Origin of the sequence: Pararhodobacter sp. CCB-MM2, from assembly GCF_001691415.1 — a bacterium.
Lineage (GTDB): Bacteria > Pseudomonadota > Alphaproteobacteria > Rhodobacterales > Rhodobacteraceae > Pararhodobacter.
In genome coordinates this window covers 197,739-218,198 of the sequence record NZ_LRRR01000003.1, presented here as the reverse complement: position 1 = coordinate 218,198, position 20,460 = coordinate 197,739, and the positions used below count along the sequence as shown (strand labels likewise).

At 65.8% G+C, this 20,460-nt stretch carries 20 protein-coding genes; 12 read left to right on the top strand and 8 right to left on the bottom strand.

From position 1 onward, the window contains the following. Nucleotides 1–202: 202 nt before the first annotated feature. From BCY78_RS05905 to BCY78_RS05895, 3 genes are all read left to right on the top strand, one after another. Nucleotides 203–1,222, top strand: coding sequence for a TRAP transporter substrate-binding protein (locus BCY78_RS05905; protein ID WP_068299186.1), 1,020 nt, complete (start codon nucleotides 203–205; stop codon nucleotides 1,220–1,222). A 105-nt stretch (nucleotides 1,223–1,327) separates the two neighbouring features. Next, nucleotides 1,328–1,867 (top strand): TRAP transporter small permease subunit, encoded by a 540-nt coding sequence (locus BCY78_RS05900; RefSeq protein ID WP_068299183.1) that lies wholly within the window; start codon nucleotides 1,328–1,330, stop codon nucleotides 1,865–1,867. Further along, nucleotides 1,864–3,231 carry a TRAP transporter large permease subunit gene (locus BCY78_RS05895; RefSeq protein ID WP_068299178.1) on the top strand — a complete coding sequence of 456 codons (1,368 nt, stop codon included), beginning with the start codon at nucleotides 1,864–1,866 and terminating at the stop codon, nucleotides 3,229–3,231. The genes BCY78_RS05900 and BCY78_RS05895 overlap by 4 nt, the downstream gene beginning before the upstream one ends. Nucleotides 3,232–3,712: 481 nt before the next feature. Here BCY78_RS05895 and BCY78_RS05890 read toward each other — a convergent pair whose 3' ends face one another. Then, nucleotides 3,713–4,009, bottom strand: coding sequence for a DUF6455 family protein (locus BCY78_RS05890; RefSeq protein WP_068299174.1), 297 nt, complete (start codon nucleotides 4,007–4,009; stop codon nucleotides 3,713–3,715). A 278-nt stretch (nucleotides 4,010–4,287) separates the two neighbouring features. Next, nucleotides 4,288–5,283 (bottom strand): glutathione S-transferase family protein, encoded by a 996-nt coding sequence (locus BCY78_RS05885; protein WP_068299171.1) that lies wholly within the window; start codon nucleotides 5,281–5,283, stop codon nucleotides 4,288–4,290. Nucleotides 5,284–5,470: 187 nt separating this feature from the next. Between BCY78_RS05885 and BCY78_RS05880 the strand changes: the two genes are divergently transcribed. Continuing rightward, a complete protein-coding gene (locus tag BCY78_RS05880; protein ID WP_068299170.1) occupies nucleotides 5,471–5,824 on the top strand; it encodes a hypothetical protein in 354 nt (117 codons plus the stop codon). Between the two features lie 289 nt (nucleotides 5,825–6,113). On the opposite strand, the gene BCY78_RS05875 is transcribed toward BCY78_RS05880, so the two are convergent. Next, on the bottom strand, nucleotides 6,114–7,286 hold the full coding sequence (locus BCY78_RS05875; RefSeq protein WP_068299168.1) for a MalY/PatB family protein: 1,173 nt from the start codon (nucleotides 7,284–7,286) through the stop codon (nucleotides 6,114–6,116). Nucleotides 7,287–7,444: 158 nt separating this feature from the next. Between BCY78_RS05875 and def (BCY78_RS05870) the strand changes: the two genes are divergently transcribed. Genes def (BCY78_RS05870) through def (BCY78_RS05855) form a run of 4 tightly spaced genes read left to right on the top strand, consistent with a single transcriptional unit; the run spans nucleotide 7,445 to nucleotide 10,228 of the window. Then, nucleotides 7,445–7,969: a peptide deformylase gene (def, locus tag BCY78_RS05870; protein WP_068299166.1), complete on the top strand. Its 525-nt coding sequence runs from the start codon at nucleotides 7,445–7,447 to the stop codon at nucleotides 7,967–7,969. 3 nt (nucleotides 7,970–7,972) lie between these two features. Continuing rightward, nucleotides 7,973–9,220: an NAD(P)/FAD-dependent oxidoreductase gene (locus tag BCY78_RS05865; RefSeq protein ID WP_068299164.1), complete on the top strand. Its 1,248-nt coding sequence runs from the start codon at nucleotides 7,973–7,975 to the stop codon at nucleotides 9,218–9,220. Between the two features lie 10 nt (nucleotides 9,221–9,230). Further along, nucleotides 9,231–9,737: a peptide deformylase gene (gene def, locus BCY78_RS05860; RefSeq protein WP_068299162.1), complete on the top strand. Its 507-nt coding sequence runs from the start codon at nucleotides 9,231–9,233 to the stop codon at nucleotides 9,735–9,737. Then, nucleotides 9,734–10,228: a peptide deformylase gene (def, locus tag BCY78_RS05855; protein ID WP_068299160.1), complete on the top strand. Its 495-nt coding sequence runs from the start codon at nucleotides 9,734–9,736 to the stop codon at nucleotides 10,226–10,228. The genes def (BCY78_RS05860) and def (BCY78_RS05855) overlap by 4 nt, the downstream gene beginning before the upstream one ends. Before the next feature lie 3 nt (nucleotides 10,229–10,231). Here the strand turns inward: def (BCY78_RS05855) and BCY78_RS05850 are convergent, their stop codons facing one another. Next, nucleotides 10,232–10,456 (bottom strand): methionine synthase, encoded by a 225-nt coding sequence (locus tag BCY78_RS05850; protein ID WP_068299158.1) that lies wholly within the window; start codon nucleotides 10,454–10,456, stop codon nucleotides 10,232–10,234. Nucleotides 10,457–10,548: 92 nt separating this feature from the next. Here BCY78_RS05850 and fmt point away from each other — a divergent pair, with 92 nt between their 5' ends. Further along, nucleotides 10,549–11,451 carry a methionyl-tRNA formyltransferase gene (gene fmt / locus BCY78_RS05845; RefSeq protein WP_068299155.1) on the top strand — a complete coding sequence of 301 codons (903 nt, stop codon included), beginning with the start codon at nucleotides 10,549–10,551 and terminating at the stop codon, nucleotides 11,449–11,451. Nucleotides 11,452–11,614: 163 nt separating this feature from the next. Here the strand turns inward: fmt and BCY78_RS05840 are convergent, their stop codons facing one another. Further along, the gene (locus tag BCY78_RS05840; RefSeq protein WP_068299151.1) at nucleotides 11,615–12,070 is read right to left on the bottom strand and encodes an Lrp/AsnC family transcriptional regulator; all 456 of its coding nucleotides are present in this window, start codon (nucleotides 12,068–12,070) and stop codon (nucleotides 11,615–11,617) included. Nucleotides 12,071–12,204: 134 nt separating this feature from the next. Here BCY78_RS05840 and hppD point away from each other — a divergent pair, with 134 nt between their 5' ends. Next, complete coding sequence (gene hppD, locus BCY78_RS05835; protein WP_068299148.1) at nucleotides 12,205–13,299, top strand: 4-hydroxyphenylpyruvate dioxygenase; 1,095 nt, start codon at nucleotides 12,205–12,207, stop codon at nucleotides 13,297–13,299. Between the two features lie 181 nt (nucleotides 13,300–13,480). After that, nucleotides 13,481–13,981, top strand: a complete 501-nt coding sequence (locus BCY78_RS05830) for a hypothetical protein (RefSeq protein ID WP_068299145.1) — start codon at nucleotides 13,481–13,483, stop codon at nucleotides 13,979–13,981. 27 nt (nucleotides 13,982–14,008) lie between these two features. On the opposite strand, the gene BCY78_RS05825 is transcribed toward BCY78_RS05830, so the two are convergent. The 3 genes from BCY78_RS05825 to BCY78_RS26300 form a co-directional block, all read right to left on the bottom strand. Next, complete coding sequence (locus tag BCY78_RS05825) at nucleotides 14,009–14,449, bottom strand: DsrE family protein (RefSeq protein WP_083194843.1); 441 nt, start codon at nucleotides 14,447–14,449, stop codon at nucleotides 14,009–14,011. A 167-nt stretch (nucleotides 14,450–14,616) separates the two neighbouring features. After that, nucleotides 14,617–15,822 carry a hypothetical protein gene (locus BCY78_RS05820; protein WP_068299143.1) on the bottom strand — a complete coding sequence of 402 codons (1,206 nt, stop codon included), beginning with the start codon at nucleotides 15,820–15,822 and terminating at the stop codon, nucleotides 14,617–14,619. 90 nt (nucleotides 15,823–15,912) lie between these two features. Beyond that, nucleotides 15,913–16,839, bottom strand: a complete 927-nt coding sequence (locus tag BCY78_RS26300) for a GNAT family N-acetyltransferase (RefSeq protein ID WP_083194842.1) — start codon at nucleotides 16,837–16,839, stop codon at nucleotides 15,913–15,915. A gap of 165 nt (nucleotides 16,840–17,004) precedes the next feature. Between BCY78_RS26300 and BCY78_RS05810 the strand changes: the two genes are divergently transcribed. Beyond that, nucleotides 17,005–20,454, top strand: coding sequence for a chromosome segregation SMC family protein (locus BCY78_RS05810; protein WP_068299140.1), 3,450 nt, complete (start codon nucleotides 17,005–17,007; stop codon nucleotides 20,452–20,454). Nucleotides 20,455–20,460: the final 6 nt, after the last annotated feature.

Below are 20,460 nucleotides of genomic sequence, written 5' to 3'. Positions count from 1 at the left end.
TGGATACCTATTTAAGGGAAACCATGACAATCCGATTTCAGAACTGCAAGCAAAATCTCCAGAATCCTCGAAACCACAATAATAGCTTTACAGGAAGTTCGTGTTCCGCCTATCTTTCACGGGTTCACAATGTCCATATTGTGGATAGTGGAGGAGACGGCCGCCGATCCCAAGCAGCGGCCACGGATTTCGGGAGGAAACCATGAGAACCGCGCTTACCGCCCTTGCCCTGACGGCCCTTGCACAGGGTGCCGGGGCCGACACCCTCGTAATGCAGAGCGTCTATGCCTCATCCCTGCCGGTAATCGGCGAGACGGGCCTGCACCTGACCGAGCAGGTCGCCGCCATGACCGGGGGCGACCTTCAGATCGAATTCAACGAGCCCAACGCCATCGTCAGCGGCAACGAGATGTGGGATGCCATCTCGACCGGCGCCGTGGATGCCGGCTGGTATTCGCCGGGCTTCGCGCAGGGCGTGATCCCCGCCGCGCCGCTGTTCACCTCGGTGCCCTTCGGCCCGGATATTCGCGCCTATACCGCCTGGTGGTACCACGGCGGCGGGCAGGAACTCTGGGCCGAGATCACCGCGCCCTACAACATCCACAGCGAACTCTGCGCCGTCTTCGTCCCCGAGGCCTCGGGCTGGTTCGCGCGCGAGATCAACACCCCCGCCGATCTTGACGGGCTGCGCATGCGGGTCTTCGGCCTCGGCGCGCAGGTGATGGAGAAGCTGGGCGTGCGCGCGCAGTCGCTGGCCCCGGCGGATACGATGACCGGTCTGCGCCTCGGCTCGATCGACGCGGCCGAGATGTCCTTCCCGGCGATCGACCTTGCCCTCGGCATGAACGAATACGCCAGCCATTACTATTTCCCCGGCTGGCACCAGCAGACTTCGCTGGCGACCTTCATCATCAACCAGGACGTCTGGGATGGCCTGAGCGACGCCAACCGCGCCTCGATCCAGATGGCCTGCGCCGCCAACGTCACCTTCTCGATGGCGGAAGGTGAAGCGATCCAGGTTGCGGCGATGGAGACCCTGCGCGAGCGCGGCGTGCAGTTCCACTCGTGGAACGACGAGATGATGGCCGCTTTCGAAGGCGCCTGGGACGAGGTCGTGGCCGAGCAATCCGCGGCCGATGCCGATTTCGCGCGCGTCTGGGAAAGCCTGTCGCAGTTCCGCCAGAACTTCGCGATCTGGTCGGACATCGCCTATATCGACTGACCGCTTTCGTCCCGGCCGGCTGGTGTCGGCCGGGACCTTTCGTCGGCCCCGCGCCCCAAGGCGCGCCGCCGTGCCGACCCTTCCTTGCCCTGACGGAGCCTGCCCATGTCCCGCCTGCTGGCCCTGGCCAATTGGCTTTCCCTTCCCTGCCGGTTCTTCGCCCGGCTCAGCGGCTGGCTGCTGCTGGTGCTGATGGCGGTGATCCTCTACGACGTGATCGGCCGCCGCTACGTCGATACCGGCTCGTTCCAGCTGCAAGAACTGCAATGGCACCTGCATGGCGCGATCGCGATGCTTTGCTTTGGCTGGGCCTATATCAACAACGCCCATGTGCGCATCGACCTCGTCTCGTCGCGCTTTCACGAACGCACCCGGATGAAGCTGGAGCTGCTGGCCATCGCCCTGTTCCTGCTGCCCTTCATGGCCGGGCTGATCTGGTTCGGCATCGACTTTGCGCACCGGTCGTTCATCCGTGGCGAAGGTAGCCCCGGCGGGATCGGCCTGTCGCATCGCTGGATCATCAAGTCGGTGATCCCCTTCGGCGCGTTCCTGACCCTCGTGGGCGCTACCTCTGTCTTCCTGCGCGTGCTGGTGGCCCTGCGCCGCCCCGACCTACTGACCGACCCGTGGAGTGCGCGCGCATGACCGACCTTCTGATCTCCGCCCTGCCGGGCGGCATGTTCGCCTTCCTCGTCGTCGGCATGTTCTCAGGCGTGCCGGTGGCCATCGTGTTGATGGGCATAAGCCTCGTCTTCTCGATCCTTGCGATTTCGCTGGGCGAGATGCGGCTGGTGCAGGCCACCCTTTTGCCCAACCGGATCTATTCCGGGGTGATCGAGAACCAGGTGCTGGTCGCGGCCCCGATGTTCATCCTGATGGGGGTGATCATGGACAAGACCCGTCTGGCAGAAGACCTCTTGCTGACCATGCAGCGCCTGCTGCGCCGCGTGCCGGGCGGCCTCGCGCTGGCTGTCGTGGCCATGGGCACGATCCTCGCTGCCGCGACCGGGATCATCGGCGCGTCGGTGGTGATGCTGTCGATGATGGCCATCCCGACCATGATCGAGAAAGGCTACGACCCGGGCCTCGCCGCCGGGACCGTGGCCTCGTCGGGCACGTTGGGCATCCTGATCCCGCCGTCGGTCATGCTGGTCTTCATGGGCGACTTGCTGTCGATCTCGCTGGGCCGGCTGTTCGTGGCCGCGCTGGTGCCGGGTCTGCTGCTGTCGCTCATGTACATGCTCTACATCCTGATCCGCGCCACGTTGCAGCCCTCGATCGCCCCGAGGCTGCCGCCGGCGGGCCCCGAGGATCGCGTCTCGTTGCGCGAAACGGCGCTGTCGGTGCTGGCACCGCTGGCCCTGATCATTGCGGTTCTGGGCTCGATCCTTGGCGGGGTCGCCACACCGACCGAGGCCGGTGGCGTCGGCGTCGCCGCGTCGATCCTGCTGGGTCTCGCCCGGGGCCGTCTGTCGATGAAGGCCATGACCGAGGCACAGGACAGTGCTGTCACCTCGCTGGGGATGTTGTTCTTCATCTTCGTCGGCGCCACGGCCTTCGCCTATGTCTTCCGCATCGTCGGCGGCGAGCATTTCGTCGTCGAGGTCGCCCGCAGCCTTCCCTTCGGGGACTACGGCCTGCTGCTGGCCCTGATGATGATGGTCTTCGTCATGGGCTTCTTCTTCGACTGGATCGAGATCACGCTGATCCTGCTGCCGATCTTCGCCCCGATCCTTCGGGTGATGGATCTGGGCGATCACATCCCGCAGGAAGAGATCATCTTCTGGGTGGCGATCATGATCACGGTGAACTTGCAGACCAGCTTCCTGACTCCGCCCTTCGGCTTCGCGCTGTTCTATCTTAAGGGCGCGGCCGGGAACCTCGTGTCGATGCGGGACATCTATCGCGGGGTCGTGCCCTTCGTGCTGATGCAGCTGAGCGTGGTGCTGCTGATCTTGCTGTTCCCCGGGATTGCCATGTGGCTGCCGGAGCAATTGTTCCAGCAATAAGCCCCCTCTGATCGGGGCGCGGCTGGCCGTCAGTCGCGCCCCGAAGGCACTTGAACCCTGAGATTTCCTGCGCGGGATCTGGCGGGAAGCGCCTCGCATGCCCTGCCGGGCAAGGGTTCAGGATTTCGAGCTTGATCTGACCGTCGCTCTTCGTCGGAAGGATTTGAATCAGGATACGATCGCTGAGCACGCTTCGCGGCTGGCTGCGATGATACCCCTGCCTGGTCTGGCGCGTCTGACTTGGTCGACTTGGCTTACAGACAAGGCGCTGACAGCGCCGAGCATGCGATTGCAGGCGCCATAGACGCCTTTCAGCAATAACGGACGGTGCAAAGCTGTGCGGGGTGAAGCCGGATCTTGTCAGCCGGGAAGATATCCCATCTCGCCTCCGCGCAGCTCGGCAAGCCTTGCAGAACCGCGGCCTTACATTCGGCCCACTGACTGTCGATGAGAACGGGATCCTGCGGGGTCCCTTTGTCGTTCAGCGTACCGCGCGCAAATAGGGCCGGCGTGCCGCCCCGTCCGGCGCTGTCTCAGGCTGGGCGAGAGCGTTCACCGTCTCGGCGCTGGGACAGAAGCTGGCCATCGCAGCGTGGTCACTGCCTTCCTGCCATCGAGCGCATTTGCGTCCGTGCCAACAATGGGCGCAGGCGCGCAGCATGCCGGCCAGATCCTCGGGCGTCATGTCGCCGTCGCGGATGACCGTGGGAAGATCGATGCCCAGCTTTTTCGCGACCGTCCAGATTGCCGCGGACTGGGAGGGAAAGTGAAGGGACAAGGCTTTTCTCTGTATCTTGGCCAGACTGCGGCGGGTGGATACACTGGTACTGCGCTCAAGAAGCCAATTTTTCGTTAAACATGTTAAAGCTTCAAACTAAACCTAGAGGCGAGTTCCGTATCGTCAAGTGATTGACTGCGGACTTTTTGACAACGACCGCATTTTTCTAAAATTATCACTCAATTGGGAACAGTTAGCCCGATCCAAGACAAAACCCGCGCGTCCAGAGGGACACGCGGGCTCTGATTTCTCGAATCACTTGCCGAGGCGTCGGACGCTCAGCCGGCGCTCGCCAGGACGTCGCCCCGTTGATGCGGCGCGGTGAAATCCAGCACCGGGCCGACCGGGACAATGCGGTTCGGATTGATGGTGTCGTGGCTGTAATGGTAGTGCCGGGTGATGTGGTCCAGATCGACCGTCGCGGCCACGCCGGGCACCTGATACAGCGCGCGGGTGTAGTCCCACAGCTGCGGGTAATCGACGATCCGGCGCCGGTTGCATTTGAAATGCCCGTGGTAGACCGCGTCGAACCGAACCAGCGTGGTGAAGAGGCGCCAGTCGGCCTCGGTCACGCGATCGCCCATCAGGAAGCGTTGGCCGGACAAGCGATCTTCCAGCCAGTCGAGCGTGTCGAACAGCGGGTGAACGGCCTCGTCATAGGCTTCCTGCGTGGTGGCGAAACCGGATTTGTAGACGCCGTTGTTCACCGTGTCATAGATCCGCGCGTTGACAGGCTCGATGGCCTCGCGCAGGTCCTCGGGCCAGAAGTCGAGCGTATTGCCGGTAATTTCGTCAAAAGCCGAATTAAGCATCCGGATGATCTCGGAGCTCTCATTCGAGACGATGGTGTTCTGCTGCTTGTCCCACAGGATCGGCACGGTGACCCGGCCCGACATCAGCGGATCGGCGCGGGTGTAGACCTGATGCAGGTAATCGTTGCCGAACAGTGCATCGCCCGTCGCGCCGGGGAAATCCGTGCGGAATTCCCAGCCGTTAGACAGCATGTCCGGATGCACGACGGAGACGTCGATATGCGCCTCCAGCCCCTTCAGCGCGCGGAAGATCAGCGTGCGATGCGCCCAAGGGCAGGCCAGCGAGACATAGAGATGGTAGCGCCCGCTCTCGGCCTTGAAGCCGCCGGTGCCGGTCGGACCCGCACTGCCGTCGGCGGTCAGCCAGTTGCGCCAGCTCGCCTCGGATCGTTTGAATTTCCCGCCGGTCGAGGCGGTGTCGTACCATTCGTCCAGCCAGCGGCCGTCAACCAATCTGCCCATGGTGAAACTCCTTTGGCCTCAAGTTGGGGTTTCGGAAGGCGCGGTCAACCATAACCCCGTTGTCGCGGATGCGCACAAAATGTGCACAGACACACATGGAAAAATTCCACGCGCGAGACAAATGGCTAACTTGTTTTCACCACGATGACTCGTGACGATGGCACGAGACGGAATCGGGAGGTCCATCATGTTCGAGTTTCTGCCCGAAGACATTCGGAAGGGTCTGCAAGCGGCCCAGACGCGCGCGTTGCGCAAGAGCTCGCGGCTGTCGGTGCATATCGGCGAGGACGCCTATCCGATCCTCGCCCTCGGCGAGAGCGGCTTCACCGTCGAGACCGGGCGCCTGCCGGTGCTGCGCGGCTTCGTGGACATCTATGACGGCCCGCGGCATCTGCTGCACGCGCTGATCATCGCCGCCTCGGACGAGGGCGGGCAGATGACCTACGAGTTCAAGCGCGAGACGCCGGTCCATCAGGCGCCGATCCCGGATTACGTGATCGAGCGGCCCGAGCCCGACGGCTTCCTGCCGCGCCCGGCCTAAGAGCTATTTCGGAATATTGCGAAACATGAAGGGGCCTTTCGGGGCCCTTTTTGCTGCGGAGCGGTGCAGCGCGGAATCAAGGCCGAAGGCCGCCGCGCATCGCCGGGCCGCCCCCCGGACCGGCGATTTGTCGATGCACGCGCTCCGATCGGCAGGTGCGCGGACTTGGCTGGCATAAAGCGCTACGCTCGACGGTCGGATCGCCGTTCCGCGGCCCAGCGCCACGCGGCTTCGCGCAAAGGCAAGGGGCCGGAGGACACCCCCGGCCCCTTCCATAAACAGCGCCTGCTTACTGAAGATCGCCGAACGCCGCAGTCAGGCGGCTGACGGCTTCCTGCACCAGCTCTTTCCGGGTCGCGAGGTTGAAGCGCATGAAGCTCTCGCCCCCGGTGCCGAAGGTTGCGCCATGGTTCACGGCGATCTTCGCTTCCTTCTCGATTCGGCGGGCGATCTCGGCCGCCTCCATCCCGGTGCCCGAGAAATCCACCCACGCCAGATAGGTCGCCTCGAGCGGCATCGACTTCAGGCCGGGGATCGCATTCACGCCCGCGTCGAAGATCTTCCGGTTCTCTTCCAGATAGGCCATCAGCGCATCGACCCATTCCGCACCCTCGGGCGAATAGGCGGCGGTCTCCATCGTCACCCCGAAGGAACTGGGCGAGATCCCGAGGCCGATCATCGTCTGCTCGAACGCCTTGCGCAGCTCAGGGTCCGGCACAATGACGTTGCCGTTGTGGGCACCGGCGATATTGAAGGTTTTGGTCGGCGCGGTCATCAGCACCAGCCGGTCCATCATGTCCGGCAGCGCCAGCGCGGCGGGCACATGTTTCTGACCCGGGAAGATCAGGTCGCAATGGATCTCGTCCGAGATCAGCAGCAGATCATGCGCCTTGCAGAACGCGCCCAGCGCCTTCAGCTCGTCCACGGTCCAGCAACGGCCGCCCGGGTTGTGCGGCGACGAGATTACCACGACCTTCTCGTTGCCGGTCAGACGCTTGGCCGCGTCCTCCAGATCCATGACATAGCGCCCGTCCTCGAAGGCCAGCGGGCATTCGGTCACGGTCCGGCCGGCGGCCTTCGTGATCTTCGCGAAGACATGGTAGACCGGGGTGAACAGCACGACGCCGTCGCCGGGCTTGGTCCAGGTGTGCAGGCACAGGGCGGTGCCGTTGACCAGACCGTGGGTGGTGAAGATCCACTCGGGCTCGACATGCCAGCCGTGGCGGTTGGTCAGCCACCAGTCGATCGAGGCCTTGTAGGCCCGGTCATCGCCGAAATAGCCGAAGACCCCGTGATCCTTCATGCCCTGCAGCGCGTCGGTCACCACCTGCGGCGGGCGGAAATCCATGTCGGCCACCCACATCGGGATGCCCTCGGACGGCGAAACGCCATACAGGGATTCCATCATGTCCCACTTGGCCGAGTGGGTGCCGCGACGGTCGATGATCTCGTCGAAATTCATGCCGATCTCCTTAACATGTGTCGCAGAATGCCCGCCGGGGCGCCGCGTGCAACCCCACAAATGCGACTTTGATCAAATCAGCGGCGGCACGCCGGCAAGACCCTCGCGACCCCGCGCGGAATGTTGCGAAAACCCGGGCAATCGCCTAGATCATCGGCATGAGCCTGAAACCCATCGTTCTGCACCCCGATCCGCGCCTGAAAAAGGTCTGCGCCCCCATCGAAGGCGGTATCCCGCCTGAGCTGGGGCAGCTGGCCGAGGATATGCTGGAGACCATGTATGACGCGCCCGGCATCGGTCTGGCCGCGCCGCAGATCGGCGTCATGCAGCGCCTCTTCGTGATGGATTGCGTCAAGGAAGACGATGTCGCACCGAAGCCGATGGTGCTGATCAACCCTGAGATCACCTGGTCCTCGGACGATCTGAACACCTATGAGGAAGGCTGCCTGTCGATCCCCGACCAATTCGCGGATGTGACGCGCCCGGCCTCGGTCCGGATGCGTTGGCTGGGGCTGGACAACCAGCTGCACGAGGAAGAATTCTCGGGCCTCTGGGCGACCTGCGCGCAGCATGAGCTGGATCACCTGAACGGCAAGCTGTTCATCGATTACCTCGGACCGATCAAGCGGCAGATGATCACGCGCCGCATGGAGAAGCTCAAGCGCGAGCGCGCGCGGGGCTGAGCCATGGCACAGGGTCTGCGCATCGGGGTCGCCGGAGCCGGGATCGGCGGGCTGGCCTCGGCAATCGCGCTGACCCTTGCCGGACATTCCGTCACCATCTGCGACCGGTTCGAGGCCCCGCGACCGCTGGGCTCGGGTCTGGTGATCCAGCCTGTGGGTCAGCGGGTGCTGGACTGGCTGGGCTGCGGCACGGCGTTGCGCCGCTTCGGCACCCCCATCCGCGTGCTGCACGGGATCGAGGCCCCGACCGGCGCGGGCACGTTGAATGTGCGCTACGATGCGGGCGGGGCCGGGCTGCATGGCATCGGCATCCATCGGTCGGCGCTGTTCCATCTGCTGCATGAACGGCTCCTTGCCCTCGGCCCCTCGGTCCGTCCCGCCAGCGAGGTAACAGGGACCGAGGTCGACGCCTCCGGCCGCTGGCTGCGCCTTGCGGATGGGACGCGGTTGGGGCCCTTCGACCTGCTGGTCGATGCGCTCGGCTCGCATTCCCCGTTGTCGCCGCTGGTCTCGCGCCCCCTGCCCTTTGGCGCCTTGTGGACGACGCTGGACTGGCCCGACACCGACCTGCCGAACGACCGCCTGAGCCAACGCTATGTCGCGGCCCGCCGCATGGTCGGCGTGCTGCCCATCGGCCACCTTCCCGAGGACGACACCCAACGCGCCGCCTTCTTCTGGTCGCTGAAGGCCGAGGACCTCCCCCGCTGGCAGACCGAGGGCCTGTCGCCGTGGAAGGCCGAGATGACGGCCCTTTGGCCGCAGCTTGCGCCCTTCGCGGCACAGATCACCGACCCGGCGCAGATGACCTTCGCCCGCTATTCCCACGGCACCCTGTACCGCCCGATCGGCGACCGGCTGGTGCATCTCGGCGATGCCGCCCATCGCGCCAGTCCCCAGCTGGGCCAAGGGGCGAACATGGCGCTGCTGGACGCGCTGGCCCTCGCCCGCGCGCTGGATCAGACCGAGGCGCAAGACGCCCCTGCCCTCTATGCGACGATGCGGCGTGGGCATCTGGCGATCTATCAAGCCGCCAGCCGCTTCCTGACCCCACAATACCAATCCGACAGTGCCGCGATGGCGTGGTTCCGCGACCGGGTCACCGCGCCGCTCTCGCGCATCCCGCCGATGCCGTGGCTTTTGGGGCGGATCGCCTCTGGGTTGCTGGTGCCGCCCCTGGCCGGTGAGCCGCATGCGGAAAAACAGCCCTGTCCACCCGTTTGGGCGATAGACGGGCGGGAAACCGGGTGTTAGCGCCAGTCTCATGTCCATTCTGCCCATCGTCCTGTACCCTGACCCGGTGCTTCGCCGTACCGCCGAGCCGCTGAACGGCGTCGATGCCGAGACCCGTCAGCTGGCCGAGGACATGCTGGAGACGATGTACGACGCCACGGGCCGGGGCCTTGCGGCGCCGCAGATCGGTCTGTCCAAACGCCTGTTCGTGATGGATTGCGACTGGAAGAGCGGCACGCCCAACCCGCGCGTCTTCATCGACCCTGAGATCCTCTCGGCCTCGGAATCGCTGGCGATCAACACCGAGGGCTGCCTGTCGATCCCCGGCGTTCCCGCGCTTGTGGCCCGGCCCGATTGGGTGATCCTGCGCTCTCTCGATCTGGACGGGCTGGAAGTGACCGAGATGTTCTCGGGTTTCGAAGCCATTGCGGTCCAACACGAATTGGACCATCTGAACGGTCGGCTGTGCATCGACCTGATGGACCCCGGCGCCCGCGCCGCCGCCGAACCACTGCTGGAAAGACTGGGACACGAATGATCCGCCGCTGCCTGCCCTGGCCCGACGCACGCCTGCGCACCAAGGCCGCCCCCGTCGAGGCCATCACCGACGAGATCCGCGCGATCTGGACCGACATGATCGACACGATGGAGGCGATGCCCGGCGTGGGCCTCGCCGCCGTGCAGATCGGCGTGATGCAGCGGCTGGCCGTCGTCGATGCCTCCGAGGCGCGCGGGCAGGTGGTGCGCATGGCCAATCCCGAAGTGCTGCATGCCTCGGTCCAGCTGCGCGCCCATGACGAGGCCTCGCCGAACCTGCCGGGCGCTCACGCGACGATCGAGCGGCCGCGCGCCGTCACCGTGCGCTTCCTGAACGAAGCCGGTGAGATCGAGGAGCGCGATTTCGTCGGCCTCTGGGCGACCTCGGTGCAGCACCAGATCGACCATCTCGATGGCAAGATGTATTTCGACCGCCTGAGCAAGATGAAGCGCGACATCCTGTTGCGGAAGGCCAAGAAGATCGCCGGCTGAGCCTCAGCACCTCCCGGCGCGCCAGGCCATCAGCAGCAGCAAGGCCAGCACGCCGCCCGGCACCAGCACGAGGAATTGCAGATCCTCCCCACGCAGCTGCCACGGCAGCGGGATCGAGCAATCACCCCCGGCCGACCCAAAGGCACAGGCGAGCCCACCGATGTAGACATACATCGCGGCCCAGCCCAACGCGACCAGCACGGCAAGTCCGCTCCATATCAGCCGCATCCTTGCACCTCCGGTCCCGCACCTGCTAGCTGACGCCTGTATAGCGCGGGCCAGCCATGGGCCCAAGCGACCCGTCAAGGCAGGAGGCCCCGATGCGCGTGATCTTCATGGGAACCCCGGATTTCTCGGTGCCGGTGCTGGAGGCGCTGCATTCCGCGCATGAGGTGGTCTGCGTCTATTGCCAGCCGCCGCGCCCCGCCGGTCGCGGCAAGAAGGACCGCCCGACCCCGGTCCACGCCCGCGCGCTGGAGCTGGGGCTACCGGTGCGGCACCCGGTCTCGCTCAAAGGGGCCGAAGAGCAAGCCGACTTCGCGGCCCTCAAGGCAGATGTGGCGGTCGTCGTTGCTTATGGGCTGATCCTGCCGCAGCCGGTGCTGGATGCGCCGACACAGGGCTGCCTCAACATCCACGCCTCGCTGTTGCCCCGCTGGCGCGGTGCCGCCCCGATCCACCGCGCGATCCTCGCGGGCGATGCCGAGACGGGCATTTGCATCATGCAGATGGAGGCGGGGCTCGACACCGGCCCGGTCCTGATGCGCCAAGCCACCCCGATCGGGCGTGAGGAAACCACGGATCAACTGCATGACCGCCTGTCGCTGATGGGGGCGGAGCTGATCCTGACCGCACTGGACCAACTGCCCGACCTGACGCCCGAGCCGCAGCCTGAAGCCGGCGTCACCTATGCCGCCAAGATCGACAAGGCGGAGGCACGGATCGACTGGACCCGCCCGGCCGACGAGGTCGCGCGCAAGATCCGCGGCCTCTCACCCTTTCCCGGCGCCTGGTGCGAGACGCCGACGGGCCGGCTGAAGCTGCTGAACGCCGTGGCCATCGCCGAGAACGGCGCGCCGGGTACGCTGCTGCACGACCTGACGATTGCCTGTGGCGAGGGGGCTATCGCCATCGGTCGCGCCCAGCGCGAGGGGAAGAAGCCGATGGAACCGGGCGAGCTGCGTCGGGGGGTCGATTGGGCCGACGGCGTCACGTTCGGATAGCGCGATGGGGGCTCTGCCCCCGCCTTCGGCTCCCCCGGGATATTTTCGGAGCAAAGATGAGGGGGCCGCCGCGAGATGCGGACAATTTGACTCAAATTGCCCATCTTTGCTCTCCAAGTATCCTGGGGTGAGGCCGCAGGCCGAGGGGCAAAGCCCCTGCTTTCTAGATCGGCAGCCCCGCGAAGGTCTTCAACTGGTTCATGACGATCTGACTCTGTACCCGCGCCACGGCGGGATGAGGCAGCAGCCGCTCATGGATCAGCACGTTCAGCGCGCCAAGATCACTGCACCACACGCGCAGCAGGTAATCGGCTTCGCCGGTCAGGGTCCAGCTGGAGACGATCTCGGGCAGAGTGGCAATCAGCCGTTCGAAGCTTTTTGCCTTGTCCGGCGTATGTGTCGCCATCTGCACTTGCACGAAAGCCTGTACCGACAGCCCCATCTTCGATGGGTCCAGCCGCGCGTAATAGGCAGTGACGTAGCCCTCGGCCTCGAGCCGCGCGCGGCGGCGGGCGGCCTGGCTGGGGGAGAGGTTGATACGCTCGCCCAGCTCCTGCGCGGTGAGCATGGCGTTTTGCTGGACGGCCGCCAGAATTTTCGCATCCATCTCGTCGATCATCGGAAGTCCTCGCGCCCCGGCGCCCTTTGATGCGCAATTCGCGCATTCACCGGCCCCACGCTGCCCCATTTCGCGCCCCTGACGCAAGGACCTCGGCGTAAGATGGACGCAAGATACATCAACAGGAGGATGCCATGGGTCCCTTCCCGCATAACGCCCCCCGCGCGCAGATCAGCGACGAGAACCCGGCCGGCACCGACGGCTTCGAATTCGTCGAATTCGCCCATCCCGAGCCGGATACCCTGCGCGATCTCTTCACCCGCATGGGTTACGCCAAGGTCGCCAAGCACAAGACCAAGGATATCGAGGTCTGGCAGCAGGGCGATGTCACCTACATCCTGAACGACGAGCCCGGCAGCCATGCCCGCAGCTTCGTCGAGGAGCACGGTCCCTGCGCCCCCTCGATGGCCTGGCGCGTGGCCGATGCGCAGCATGCCTTCAACCACGCCGTCTCGAAGGGCGCGAAGCCCTATGAGGGCGCGGGCAAGACCATGGACGTCCCGGCGATCCTCGGCATCGGCGGCAGCCTGATCTATTTCGTCGATCATTACTGGGAAGGCTCGGTCTATAACGCCGAGTTCGACTGGCTGGCCTCGGCCCATCCCAAGGGCGTCGGTTTCTATTACCTCGACCACCTGACCCACAATGTCCACAAGGGCAACATGGACGTCTGGTTCAAGTTCTACGGCGACCTGTTCAACTTCCGGGAAATCCGCTTCTTCGACATCTCGGGCAAGTACACCGGCCTCACCAGCCGCGCGCTGACCTCGCCGGACGGTCGCATCCGCATCCCGATCAACGAGGATCGCGGCGAGACCGGGCAGATCGTCGAGTACCTCAAGCGCTACAAGGGCGAAGGCATCCAGCATATCGCCGTCGGCACCGAGGATATCTATGCCTCGACCGATGCGATTGCCGAGAAGGGCATCAAGTTCATGCCCGCGCCCCCGGCCTCGTATTATGAGATGAGCGCCGAGCGCGTTACCGGCCATACCGAGCCGCTGGAGAAGATGCAGAAGCATGGCATCCTCATTGACGGCGAAGGCGTGGTCGATGGCGGTGAGACGCGGATCCTGCTGCAGATCTTCTCGAAAACCGTGATCGGGCCGATCTTCTTCGAATTCATCCAGCGCAAGGGCGATGACGGTTTCGGCGAGGGCAACTTCAAAGCCCTGTTCGAATCCATCGAGGCCGACCAGATCGAGCGTGGCGTTCTGAAAGCCAGCTGATCGCCCGGCGATCGGCACAGAGTTTCGGCAGCGGGTCGCGCTTTCGGGCGCGGCCCTTTTTCATGGGCTGCTCAAGCCTGCCACCATGGGTTGTGCACAGCGTTGTCAGTTGACCGGGCAACGCGGCGGTGCTTCGCTGAAAAGCGGCCTCAAGGCCGATATTTTCAATCGAGGTATTACCATGACACGTTTCCTGCCCGCCGCCGCCGCGGCGATACTGGCGCTTGCGCCGCTGACCGCCCAAGCCGAGAACGACCCAGAGAAGACGCATGCCGTTATTGGCATGCTGCGCGCCTATGGCTGCACTCTGAACGCCGCACAGGTGGAACGCTTCATGCCCGATATGGGCACCACGCCTGAGGAATATTCCGCCATCCTCGCCGATGCCGTCGCGCGCGGTTTCGCCCGGGGTGATGCCTCGGTGCCGGGTGACGTGACGCTGCTGCCGAACTTCTGCACCCTCACCCATGCCGAAAGCGGCGACGCCCTGCTGGTCGAGGTGATGCGCTACAACGATTGCCGGCTTCGGACCTCGGAGATTCCGGTGCTGCTGGTCCCGCTCGGCTTCAGGCCCGACTCGGTCCGCGCCGCCGCCGGTGCAGGGATCGGCGACGGGCGGATCATTCGTGAAAGCGATCAGGAGCTCTCGTTGTCCGAGGCGGCCTGCCATCCCGAGATGTAAGCATCGAACGCGGATGCAGGGGTAGGATCAGGGCCGCAGATAGGCCCAGCCCTGCTCCTGCAGCTCGATCAGGCGGACGGCGCCCGAGGGGACGACATGCGCTTCCGACAGAAGCGCAATCTCGGCGCCCGCTTGTCGCTGCATACCCTGAAGGGTGTTGTTGCAGGCGGAGAAGGCGATGTTCTCATGCTCGAGCGACATCTGTGCCACCCGGTCGGCCACGGGCGAGGTATCGGCGCGCAGCATGTGCAGGCCCGGACCGTAGGTGACGATCTCGATCTGCACCTCGTCGCCCTGCCCCTCATAATGGCTGATGATGTTGTTGGCGTTGTTCAGCGCCATGTTCATGCGCTGGGGATCGTTCTCGTCGACATGGATGGCGACGTGATGCATCTCGGCCAGCGCGGCCATCGGGGCCAGGGCGAGTACGGCCGCAAGTCCCGCGCGGCGCAGGGTCTGTTTCAGCATGCTATCCTCCCGTTATTTGACGCGCGTCCTCCCAAACGCGCGGGGTCCTGTGGACCCGGAGAGCCACTTAGCCACAGCCGAGCGGATCACGCAACGAAAGTATCGGAATATCCGAATGCAAAGGGCGGCCCCCGCAGGGACCGCCCAATCAGTGTTTCGGAGGGAAGTTACTCTGCCGGAACGGCAGCCATGGCACGAGGGGTGCCGAAGTGGCGGCGGTTCAGCACGAACACCAGCCCGATCATCGCCGCCTGCACCGCGAGGGCGATCCCGACCAGCGCCCAATAGGCCGGCGAGAATTTGTCGACGAGGTGCACGGCGACCAGCCCCTTGTGGATGAAGAACTGCATCAGGACGACGAAGCCGACACCGGGGCAGACCAGCGCATAGCTCATCACCGAGGTCTCGCGGCCCCAGAGGAAGCGCTTGCCGTAGTTGTGGCGCGACAGGATCAGCCAGCCGAACAGGGCGAAGACAACCTGGATCGAGACCATGCGGGCGAGGAACAGGAAGGTATCGGCATCGGTCGAGTGGTTCTCGAACTGGACGCCCAGACCATGCGACTGGCGCATCATCAGGATGCCGAGGATGGTCATCAGCGGGATCAGGATCATCAGCGTCGGGGCGGTTTCGGCATTGGTGCCATGGTCCAGCATCGACCGGATGCCGAGGATCAGGGCCACGCCGGCAATCAGCGCCGCGGTGATCATCAGGAAGGTCGAGGCGACGATCGACAGGCCGACCACGGTGGCCGAGGCGCTCATCGCAGCCGGGGCGGCCATGCCGACGCCGACCATGGCGAAGGCGAAGGCGGGCAGGATCTGACCGAACGAGTTGTTGGCAGCGTGGTTGAAGCCCCCTTCGACCTTGATGCGCCCCAGAAAGTCGCCGTAGAGGCGGAAAGCCAGCACCGCGATGGCCACGAAGGCGGTCAGGGCCAGCGGGAACAGGTATTCAACGACGTTCCACAGGCCGGGCACGAAGACGAGGCCTGCGATGAACAGCCCGTTCACCGACATGGCCAGCGCGAGGGGCAGCGCCATCAGCTGACTCTGGGCATTGGTCTTCAGGAATTTCTGATAGGCCTCGGTCCGCTTCCAGGCGCTGAAATGGCTCAGGTTCCAGATCAGCGACTTCAGGTTCAGCACCACGAACAGCGCGATACCGGCCAGGGCGCCGAGGATCATCGCCTGTTTCAACGGGCTGCCGGTCTGAAAGGCGGCAAGGATGTCTTCGAAGATCGGGACGGTGCGGCCGGGATGCGGCACCCAGAACATCAGCCACATGAAGAAGGTCACCGACAGACCGCCAGCCCCCAGCGAGGACAGGAAGTACATCGGCGAATAGGTATCGGATGGACGGGTCGGATTCATGGCTCGGCTCCTCATATTCACAATCTGGAATTCTTATCGCATTCCAAATAATGAATGTGAAGTGACAAGCTGTCGCAGTCCGCGGCGCCCTCAGACCCCCATCCGGAAGGTCACCGAGGTCGGACGGTCATAGCCTTCATGCGCGGTGCGGCCGATCTCCTCGAAGCCGAAGCGGCGGAAGGTCTCATGGTTCGCCTCCAGCTCGACCCGCGTCTGCAGCGTGATCGAGGGCACGCCCAAAGCCTGCGCCCGCGCGGCGGCATGGGCGATCATCAACCGCCCCAGTCCCTGCCCACGGTGACTATCGGCCACCGCCATCTTGCCCAGATACAGCGTGTTGCCCTTGTCGGTCAGGATCATGCAGGCCACCGGCGTACTGCCAGGCCCCGCGTCGATCACCCACAGCTCATTGCCCTCGGCGTCGCGCTTGAGGTCATGCAGCGCCATGCGGTGCAGCGACGAGGGCGGGTCGATCACCCCATCCATATAGGCGAAGGCCTGATGCAGCAGCCCCAGCACGCCCGACATATCCTCGGTCGGCAGCACCCGGCGCGGCGCGGGCATCGACACGGCCCGCTCCATGAAAACCGAAGCCGGAACCGCGTGGTAGGCCCCGAAGGCGCCGCAGACCTCGAACCCGTGGCGGGCATAGAGCGCGATGGCGTCGATGTTCTTCGGCCCGGTCTCCAGCTTCAGCATCGGCAAGCCCCGCAGCCCCGCCTCGCCGATCAGGCGTTCCATCAGGGCCTTGGCGGCTCCGCGCCCGCGGCTGGCCGGATCGACATACATCGACTTCACCTCCGCATAGCCGTCGCGCAGAGCCAGTGCCGCCGTGCCCACGGCGGTCCCGTCCAGCCGCGCGACGAAGAACAGGATGTCCGCTGCGCAGAGGGCATCGACGGAGAGGAAGTGGTTGTCCTCAGGGTCGTAGAGGCTTTGCAGATAGGCGTGCGAGGCCTGAAGCAACGCCGTGACCTCAGGCTGACGCGGGGATTCGGAAACGATGTCGAGCTGCATGACCTACCTGCCAGTTTGCGCTACCCTAGGGGGCGAAATGTGTTGCGGCAATGCCCCAAGATCTTGTGGATAAACCTTGGCAAATCCGCCATATCCGGCGCGAAGCTTGACACCTCCCGCCGGGGTCGAGACACTGTCCGCCACGCCTTCCCAAGGGACCTGTCCTTGCATTTCACCCGCCTGCGCCTGAACGGATTCAAGAGCTTCGTGGACCCCACCGAACTGGTGATCCGCGAGGGGCTGACCGGCGTGGTCGGGCCCAATGGTTGCGGCAAGTCGAACCTGTTGGAAGCCCTGCGCTGGGTCATGGGCGAGAACCGGCCGACCGCCATGCGCGGCAACGGCATGGAGGACGTGGTTTTCGCCGGCACCAAGTCGCGCGGCGCCCGGGCCTTTGCCGAGGTCGCGCTGACCGTCGACAATTCGGACCGTCTGGCGCCCACCGGGTTCAACGATGCCGATGCGCTGGAGATCACCCGCCGCATCACCCGCGACGCGGGCTCCGCCTACAAGGTCAACGGCAAGGATGTGCGCGCGCGCGACGTGCAGATGCTGTTCGCCGATGCCTCGACCGGCGCGCATTCGCCGGCGCTGGTGCGGCAGGGGCAGATCTCGGAACTGATCAACGCCAAGCCCAAGGCGCGCCGGCGGATCCTCGAAGAGGCCGCCGGCATCTCGGGCCTCTACCAGCGCCGGCACGAGGCCGAGCTGCGGCTCAACGCGACCGAGACGAACCTCGCCCGTGTCGGCGATACGGTGGACCAACTGGCGCAGCAATTGACCGTGCTGAACCGGCAGGCCCGTCAGGCCGCGCGCTATCGCGAGATCGGCACCGAGCTGCGCAAGAACGAGGGGATGATCCTCTACAAGCGTTGGCGTGAGGCCGCGCAGGCCCGCGCGCAGGTGCAATCCGCGCTGGCCGAGGCGATCACCCTCGCCGCCGCCGCCGAACGCGCCGCCCGCGAATCCCGCGCGTCGCGTGAGGGGCGTGAGGACGCGCTGCCCCCCCTGCGTGAGGAAGAGGCCATCGCCGGGGCCATCCTGCAACGCCTTCAGGTTCAACGCGACACCCTGACCGATCAGGAGGCCCGCGCGCGTGAGGCCGTGCAGACCCTGATGATGCGCATCGAGCAGCTGCGTCTCGATGCCCAGCGTGAGGCGGGTCTGGCCACTGACGCCGACGAGACGATCGAGCGGCTGCAATGGGAAGAGGAACAGCTCGCCCGCGCCGCCGAGGGTCATGAGGAAAAGCTCGCCGAGGCCGTCGAAGCCGCGCGCGAGGCCTCGGACGTGCTGGCCGATATCGAGGCGCATCTGACCGAGGCGACCGAGGATGTCGCGCGCCTTGCCGCCCGCAACCAATCGCTCACCCGTCAGGCCAGCGAAGCCCGCGCCGAGGGCGTGAAGGCCGCTGCCGGGGCCCAGCGTGCCGCCGATGACGCCGCGCAGGCCGCCGCCACGCTGGAGGCTGCCGAGCAGGCGCAGGAAACCGCCGCCGAGGCCCGCGACGCCGCGCAGGAACTGCTCGAATCGGCGGAAGAAACGCTGATGGAGACCGAAGCCGCCCGCGCCGATGCGCAGGCCGAGGAGGTCGAAGCCCGCGCCGCCCGCGCCGCCGCCGAGGGCGAGGTGAAAGCCCTCTCCGCCGAGGTTTCGGCGCTGGAACGGCTGATCGAGCGCGACAAGGATTCCGCCGGCGCCCTGCTGGACGAGGTCCGCGTGGCCCCCGGCTATGAACGCGCGCTGGGCGCGGCCTTGGGCGACGACCTGCGCGCCGATCCCGCCGAGACCGGCTCTGGCTGGCGCGCCCTGCCCGGCTATGACGATGCCGCCCCCCTGCCCGAGCGTGCCGACCCGCTGGCCCGCCAGGTCACCGCCCCGCCGCAGCTGACCCGCCGCCTGTCGCAGATCGGGTTGGTTGATGCCGCCCATGCCGAGGCCCTGCACACCCAGCTGCGCCCCGGCCAGATGCTGGTGACGCGTGACGGCGACCTCTGGCGTTGGGACGGGCTGATGCAGCGCGGCGAAGATGCCCCCTCCGCCGCCGCGATCCGGCTGACGCAGCGCAACCGTCTGGATGCACTCGGCGCCGAGCTGGAGGAAGCCGAAGCCCGTCAGGACGCCGCGCAGGACGCCCATCAACAGCGGCAGTCGCGGCTGACCCAGCTGACCGAGGCCGACCGCATGGCCCGTGACGCCCGCCGCGCGGCCGAGCAGCGCCTGACCGAAGCCAGCCGTGCCGCCTCGAAGGCCGAGGCCGAGGCGAGCCTCGCGCAGTCCAAACGCGAGACCGCCGAGCTGGCGCTGGAGCGGATGCAGGCCGTCGCCGAAGAGGCCGAGGCCCGCGTTGCCGAGGCCGAAGAGGCGCTGGCGGAGCTGGAGGACCTCGACGCCGCCCGCGGCAAGCTGGAACAGATCCGCACTCAGGTCGAAGCCGCGCGGATGGCGATGATGTCGCGCCGCGCCGCGCAGGACGAGATCCGCCGCGAGGGCGCCGCCCGCCGGACCCGCTCGCAGGAAGTGGCGCGTGACATCCAGAGCTGGACCGCGCGCAAGACCAATGCCGCCGACCGGATCAATGACCTCGAACGCCGCGCCGACGAGGCGCAGGACGAGCTATCCGAAGCCAATGCCGCGCCCGAAGAGATCCTCGCCCGCCGCGCCGAATTGTCCGATGCCATTACCGAGGCCGAAGAACGCCGCACCGCCGCCGTCGAGGCCCTGCTCTCCGCCGAAAGCGCGCTGCGTGCCGCGCAGGAAGCCGAGCGCGCCGCAGAACGTGCCGCCGGCGAGGGCCGCGAGGCCAAGGCCCGCGCCGAAGCCCGCGTCGATGCCGCCGGCGAGGCCGTCACCCTCGCCGCCAACCGCATCGCCGACGAACTGGACGCGACGCCACAGGGCCTGTTGAACCAGTTGGGGATCGAGGCCGATGCCATCCCCGATTCGACCCATCTGGAGACCGAGATCGCCCGCCTCCGCCGCTCGCGCGATGCGCTGGGTGCGGTCAACCTGCGCGCCGAGGAAGACGCGCGGCAGGTCGAGGAAGAACACGGCACCTTGGTGACCGAGAAGGCCGATCTGGAAGCCGCCGTGGCCAAGCTGCGCGGCGGGATCGCAGCCCTGAACCGCGAAGGCCGCGAACGCCTGCTGGCCGCTTTCGATCAGGTCCACGCCAATTTCGCCACGCTGTTCACCCATCTCTTCGGCGGCGGCGAGGCCCGGCTTGTGCTGGTGGAATCCGACGATCCGCTGGAGGCCGGCCTGGAAATCCTCTGCCAACCGCCCGGCAAGAAGCTGTCCTCGCTGTCCCTGCTGTCCGGCGGCGAGCAGACCCTGACCGCGCTGGCGCTGATCTTCGGCGTCTTCCTCGCCAATCCCGCGCCGATCTGCGTGCTGGACGAAGTCGACGCGCCGCTCGACGACGCCAACGTTGTGCGCTTCTGCCAGCTGCTCGACGAGATGACCCGCCGCACCGAAACGCGCTTCCTGATCATCACCCATAACGCCCTGACCATGGCGCGGATGGACCGGCTGTTCGGCGTGACCATGGCCGAACAGGGCGTGAGCCAGCTGGTCAGCGTGGATCTCAAAGCCGCTGAATCGCTGGTGGCTTGAGGTCGA

Excerpts from the sequence above, each read along its gene's own strand:
- BCY78_RS05820 (WP_068299143.1), bottom strand. The coding sequence starts at position 15,822 with ATGAATCCGACCCGTCCATCCGATACCTATTCGCCGATGTACTTCCTG.
- BCY78_RS05840 (WP_068299151.1), bottom strand. The coding sequence starts at position 12,070 with ATGATCGACGAGATGGATGCGAAAATTCTGGCGGCCGTCCAGCAAAAC.
- fmt (WP_068299155.1), top strand. The coding sequence starts at position 10,549 with ATGCGCGTGATCTTCATGGGAACCCCGGATTTCTCGGTGCCGGTGCTG.
- BCY78_RS05885 (WP_068299171.1), bottom strand. The coding sequence starts at position 5,283 with ATGGGCAGATTGGTTGACGGCCGCTGGCTGGACGAATGGTACGACACC.
- hppD (WP_068299148.1), top strand. The coding sequence starts at position 12,205 with ATGGGTCCCTTCCCGCATAACGCCCCCCGCGCGCAGATCAGCGACGAG.
- BCY78_RS05865 (WP_068299164.1), top strand. The coding sequence starts at position 7,973 with ATGGCACAGGGTCTGCGCATCGGGGTCGCCGGAGCCGGGATCGGCGGG.
- BCY78_RS05880 (WP_068299170.1), top strand. The coding sequence starts at position 5,471 with ATGTTCGAGTTTCTGCCCGAAGACATTCGGAAGGGTCTGCAAGCGGCC.
- BCY78_RS05900 (WP_068299183.1), top strand. The coding sequence starts at position 1,328 with ATGTCCCGCCTGCTGGCCCTGGCCAATTGGCTTTCCCTTCCCTGCCGG.
- BCY78_RS05825 (WP_083194843.1), bottom strand. The coding sequence starts at position 14,449 with ATGCTGAAACAGACCCTGCGCCGCGCGGGACTTGCGGCCGTACTCGCC.
- BCY78_RS26300 (WP_083194842.1), bottom strand. The coding sequence starts at position 16,839 with ATGCAGCTCGACATCGTTTCCGAATCCCCGCGTCAGCCTGAGGTCACG.
- BCY78_RS05830 (WP_068299145.1), top strand. The coding sequence starts at position 13,481 with ATGACACGTTTCCTGCCCGCCGCCGCCGCGGCGATACTGGCGCTTGCG.
- BCY78_RS05850 (WP_068299158.1), bottom strand. The coding sequence starts at position 10,456 with ATGCGGCTGATATGGAGCGGACTTGCCGTGCTGGTCGCGTTGGGCTGG.
- def (WP_068299166.1), top strand. The coding sequence starts at position 7,445 with ATGAGCCTGAAACCCATCGTTCTGCACCCCGATCCGCGCCTGAAAAAG.
- BCY78_RS05895 (WP_068299178.1), top strand. The coding sequence starts at position 1,864 with ATGACCGACCTTCTGATCTCCGCCCTGCCGGGCGGCATGTTCGCCTTC.
- BCY78_RS05905 (WP_068299186.1), top strand. The coding sequence starts at position 203 with ATGAGAACCGCGCTTACCGCCCTTGCCCTGACGGCCCTTGCACAGGGT.
- def (WP_068299160.1), top strand. The coding sequence starts at position 9,734 with ATGATCCGCCGCTGCCTGCCCTGGCCCGACGCACGCCTGCGCACCAAG.
- BCY78_RS05875 (WP_068299168.1), bottom strand. The coding sequence starts at position 7,286 with ATGAATTTCGACGAGATCATCGACCGTCGCGGCACCCACTCGGCCAAG.
- def (WP_068299162.1), top strand. The coding sequence starts at position 9,231 with ATGTCCATTCTGCCCATCGTCCTGTACCCTGACCCGGTGCTTCGCCGT.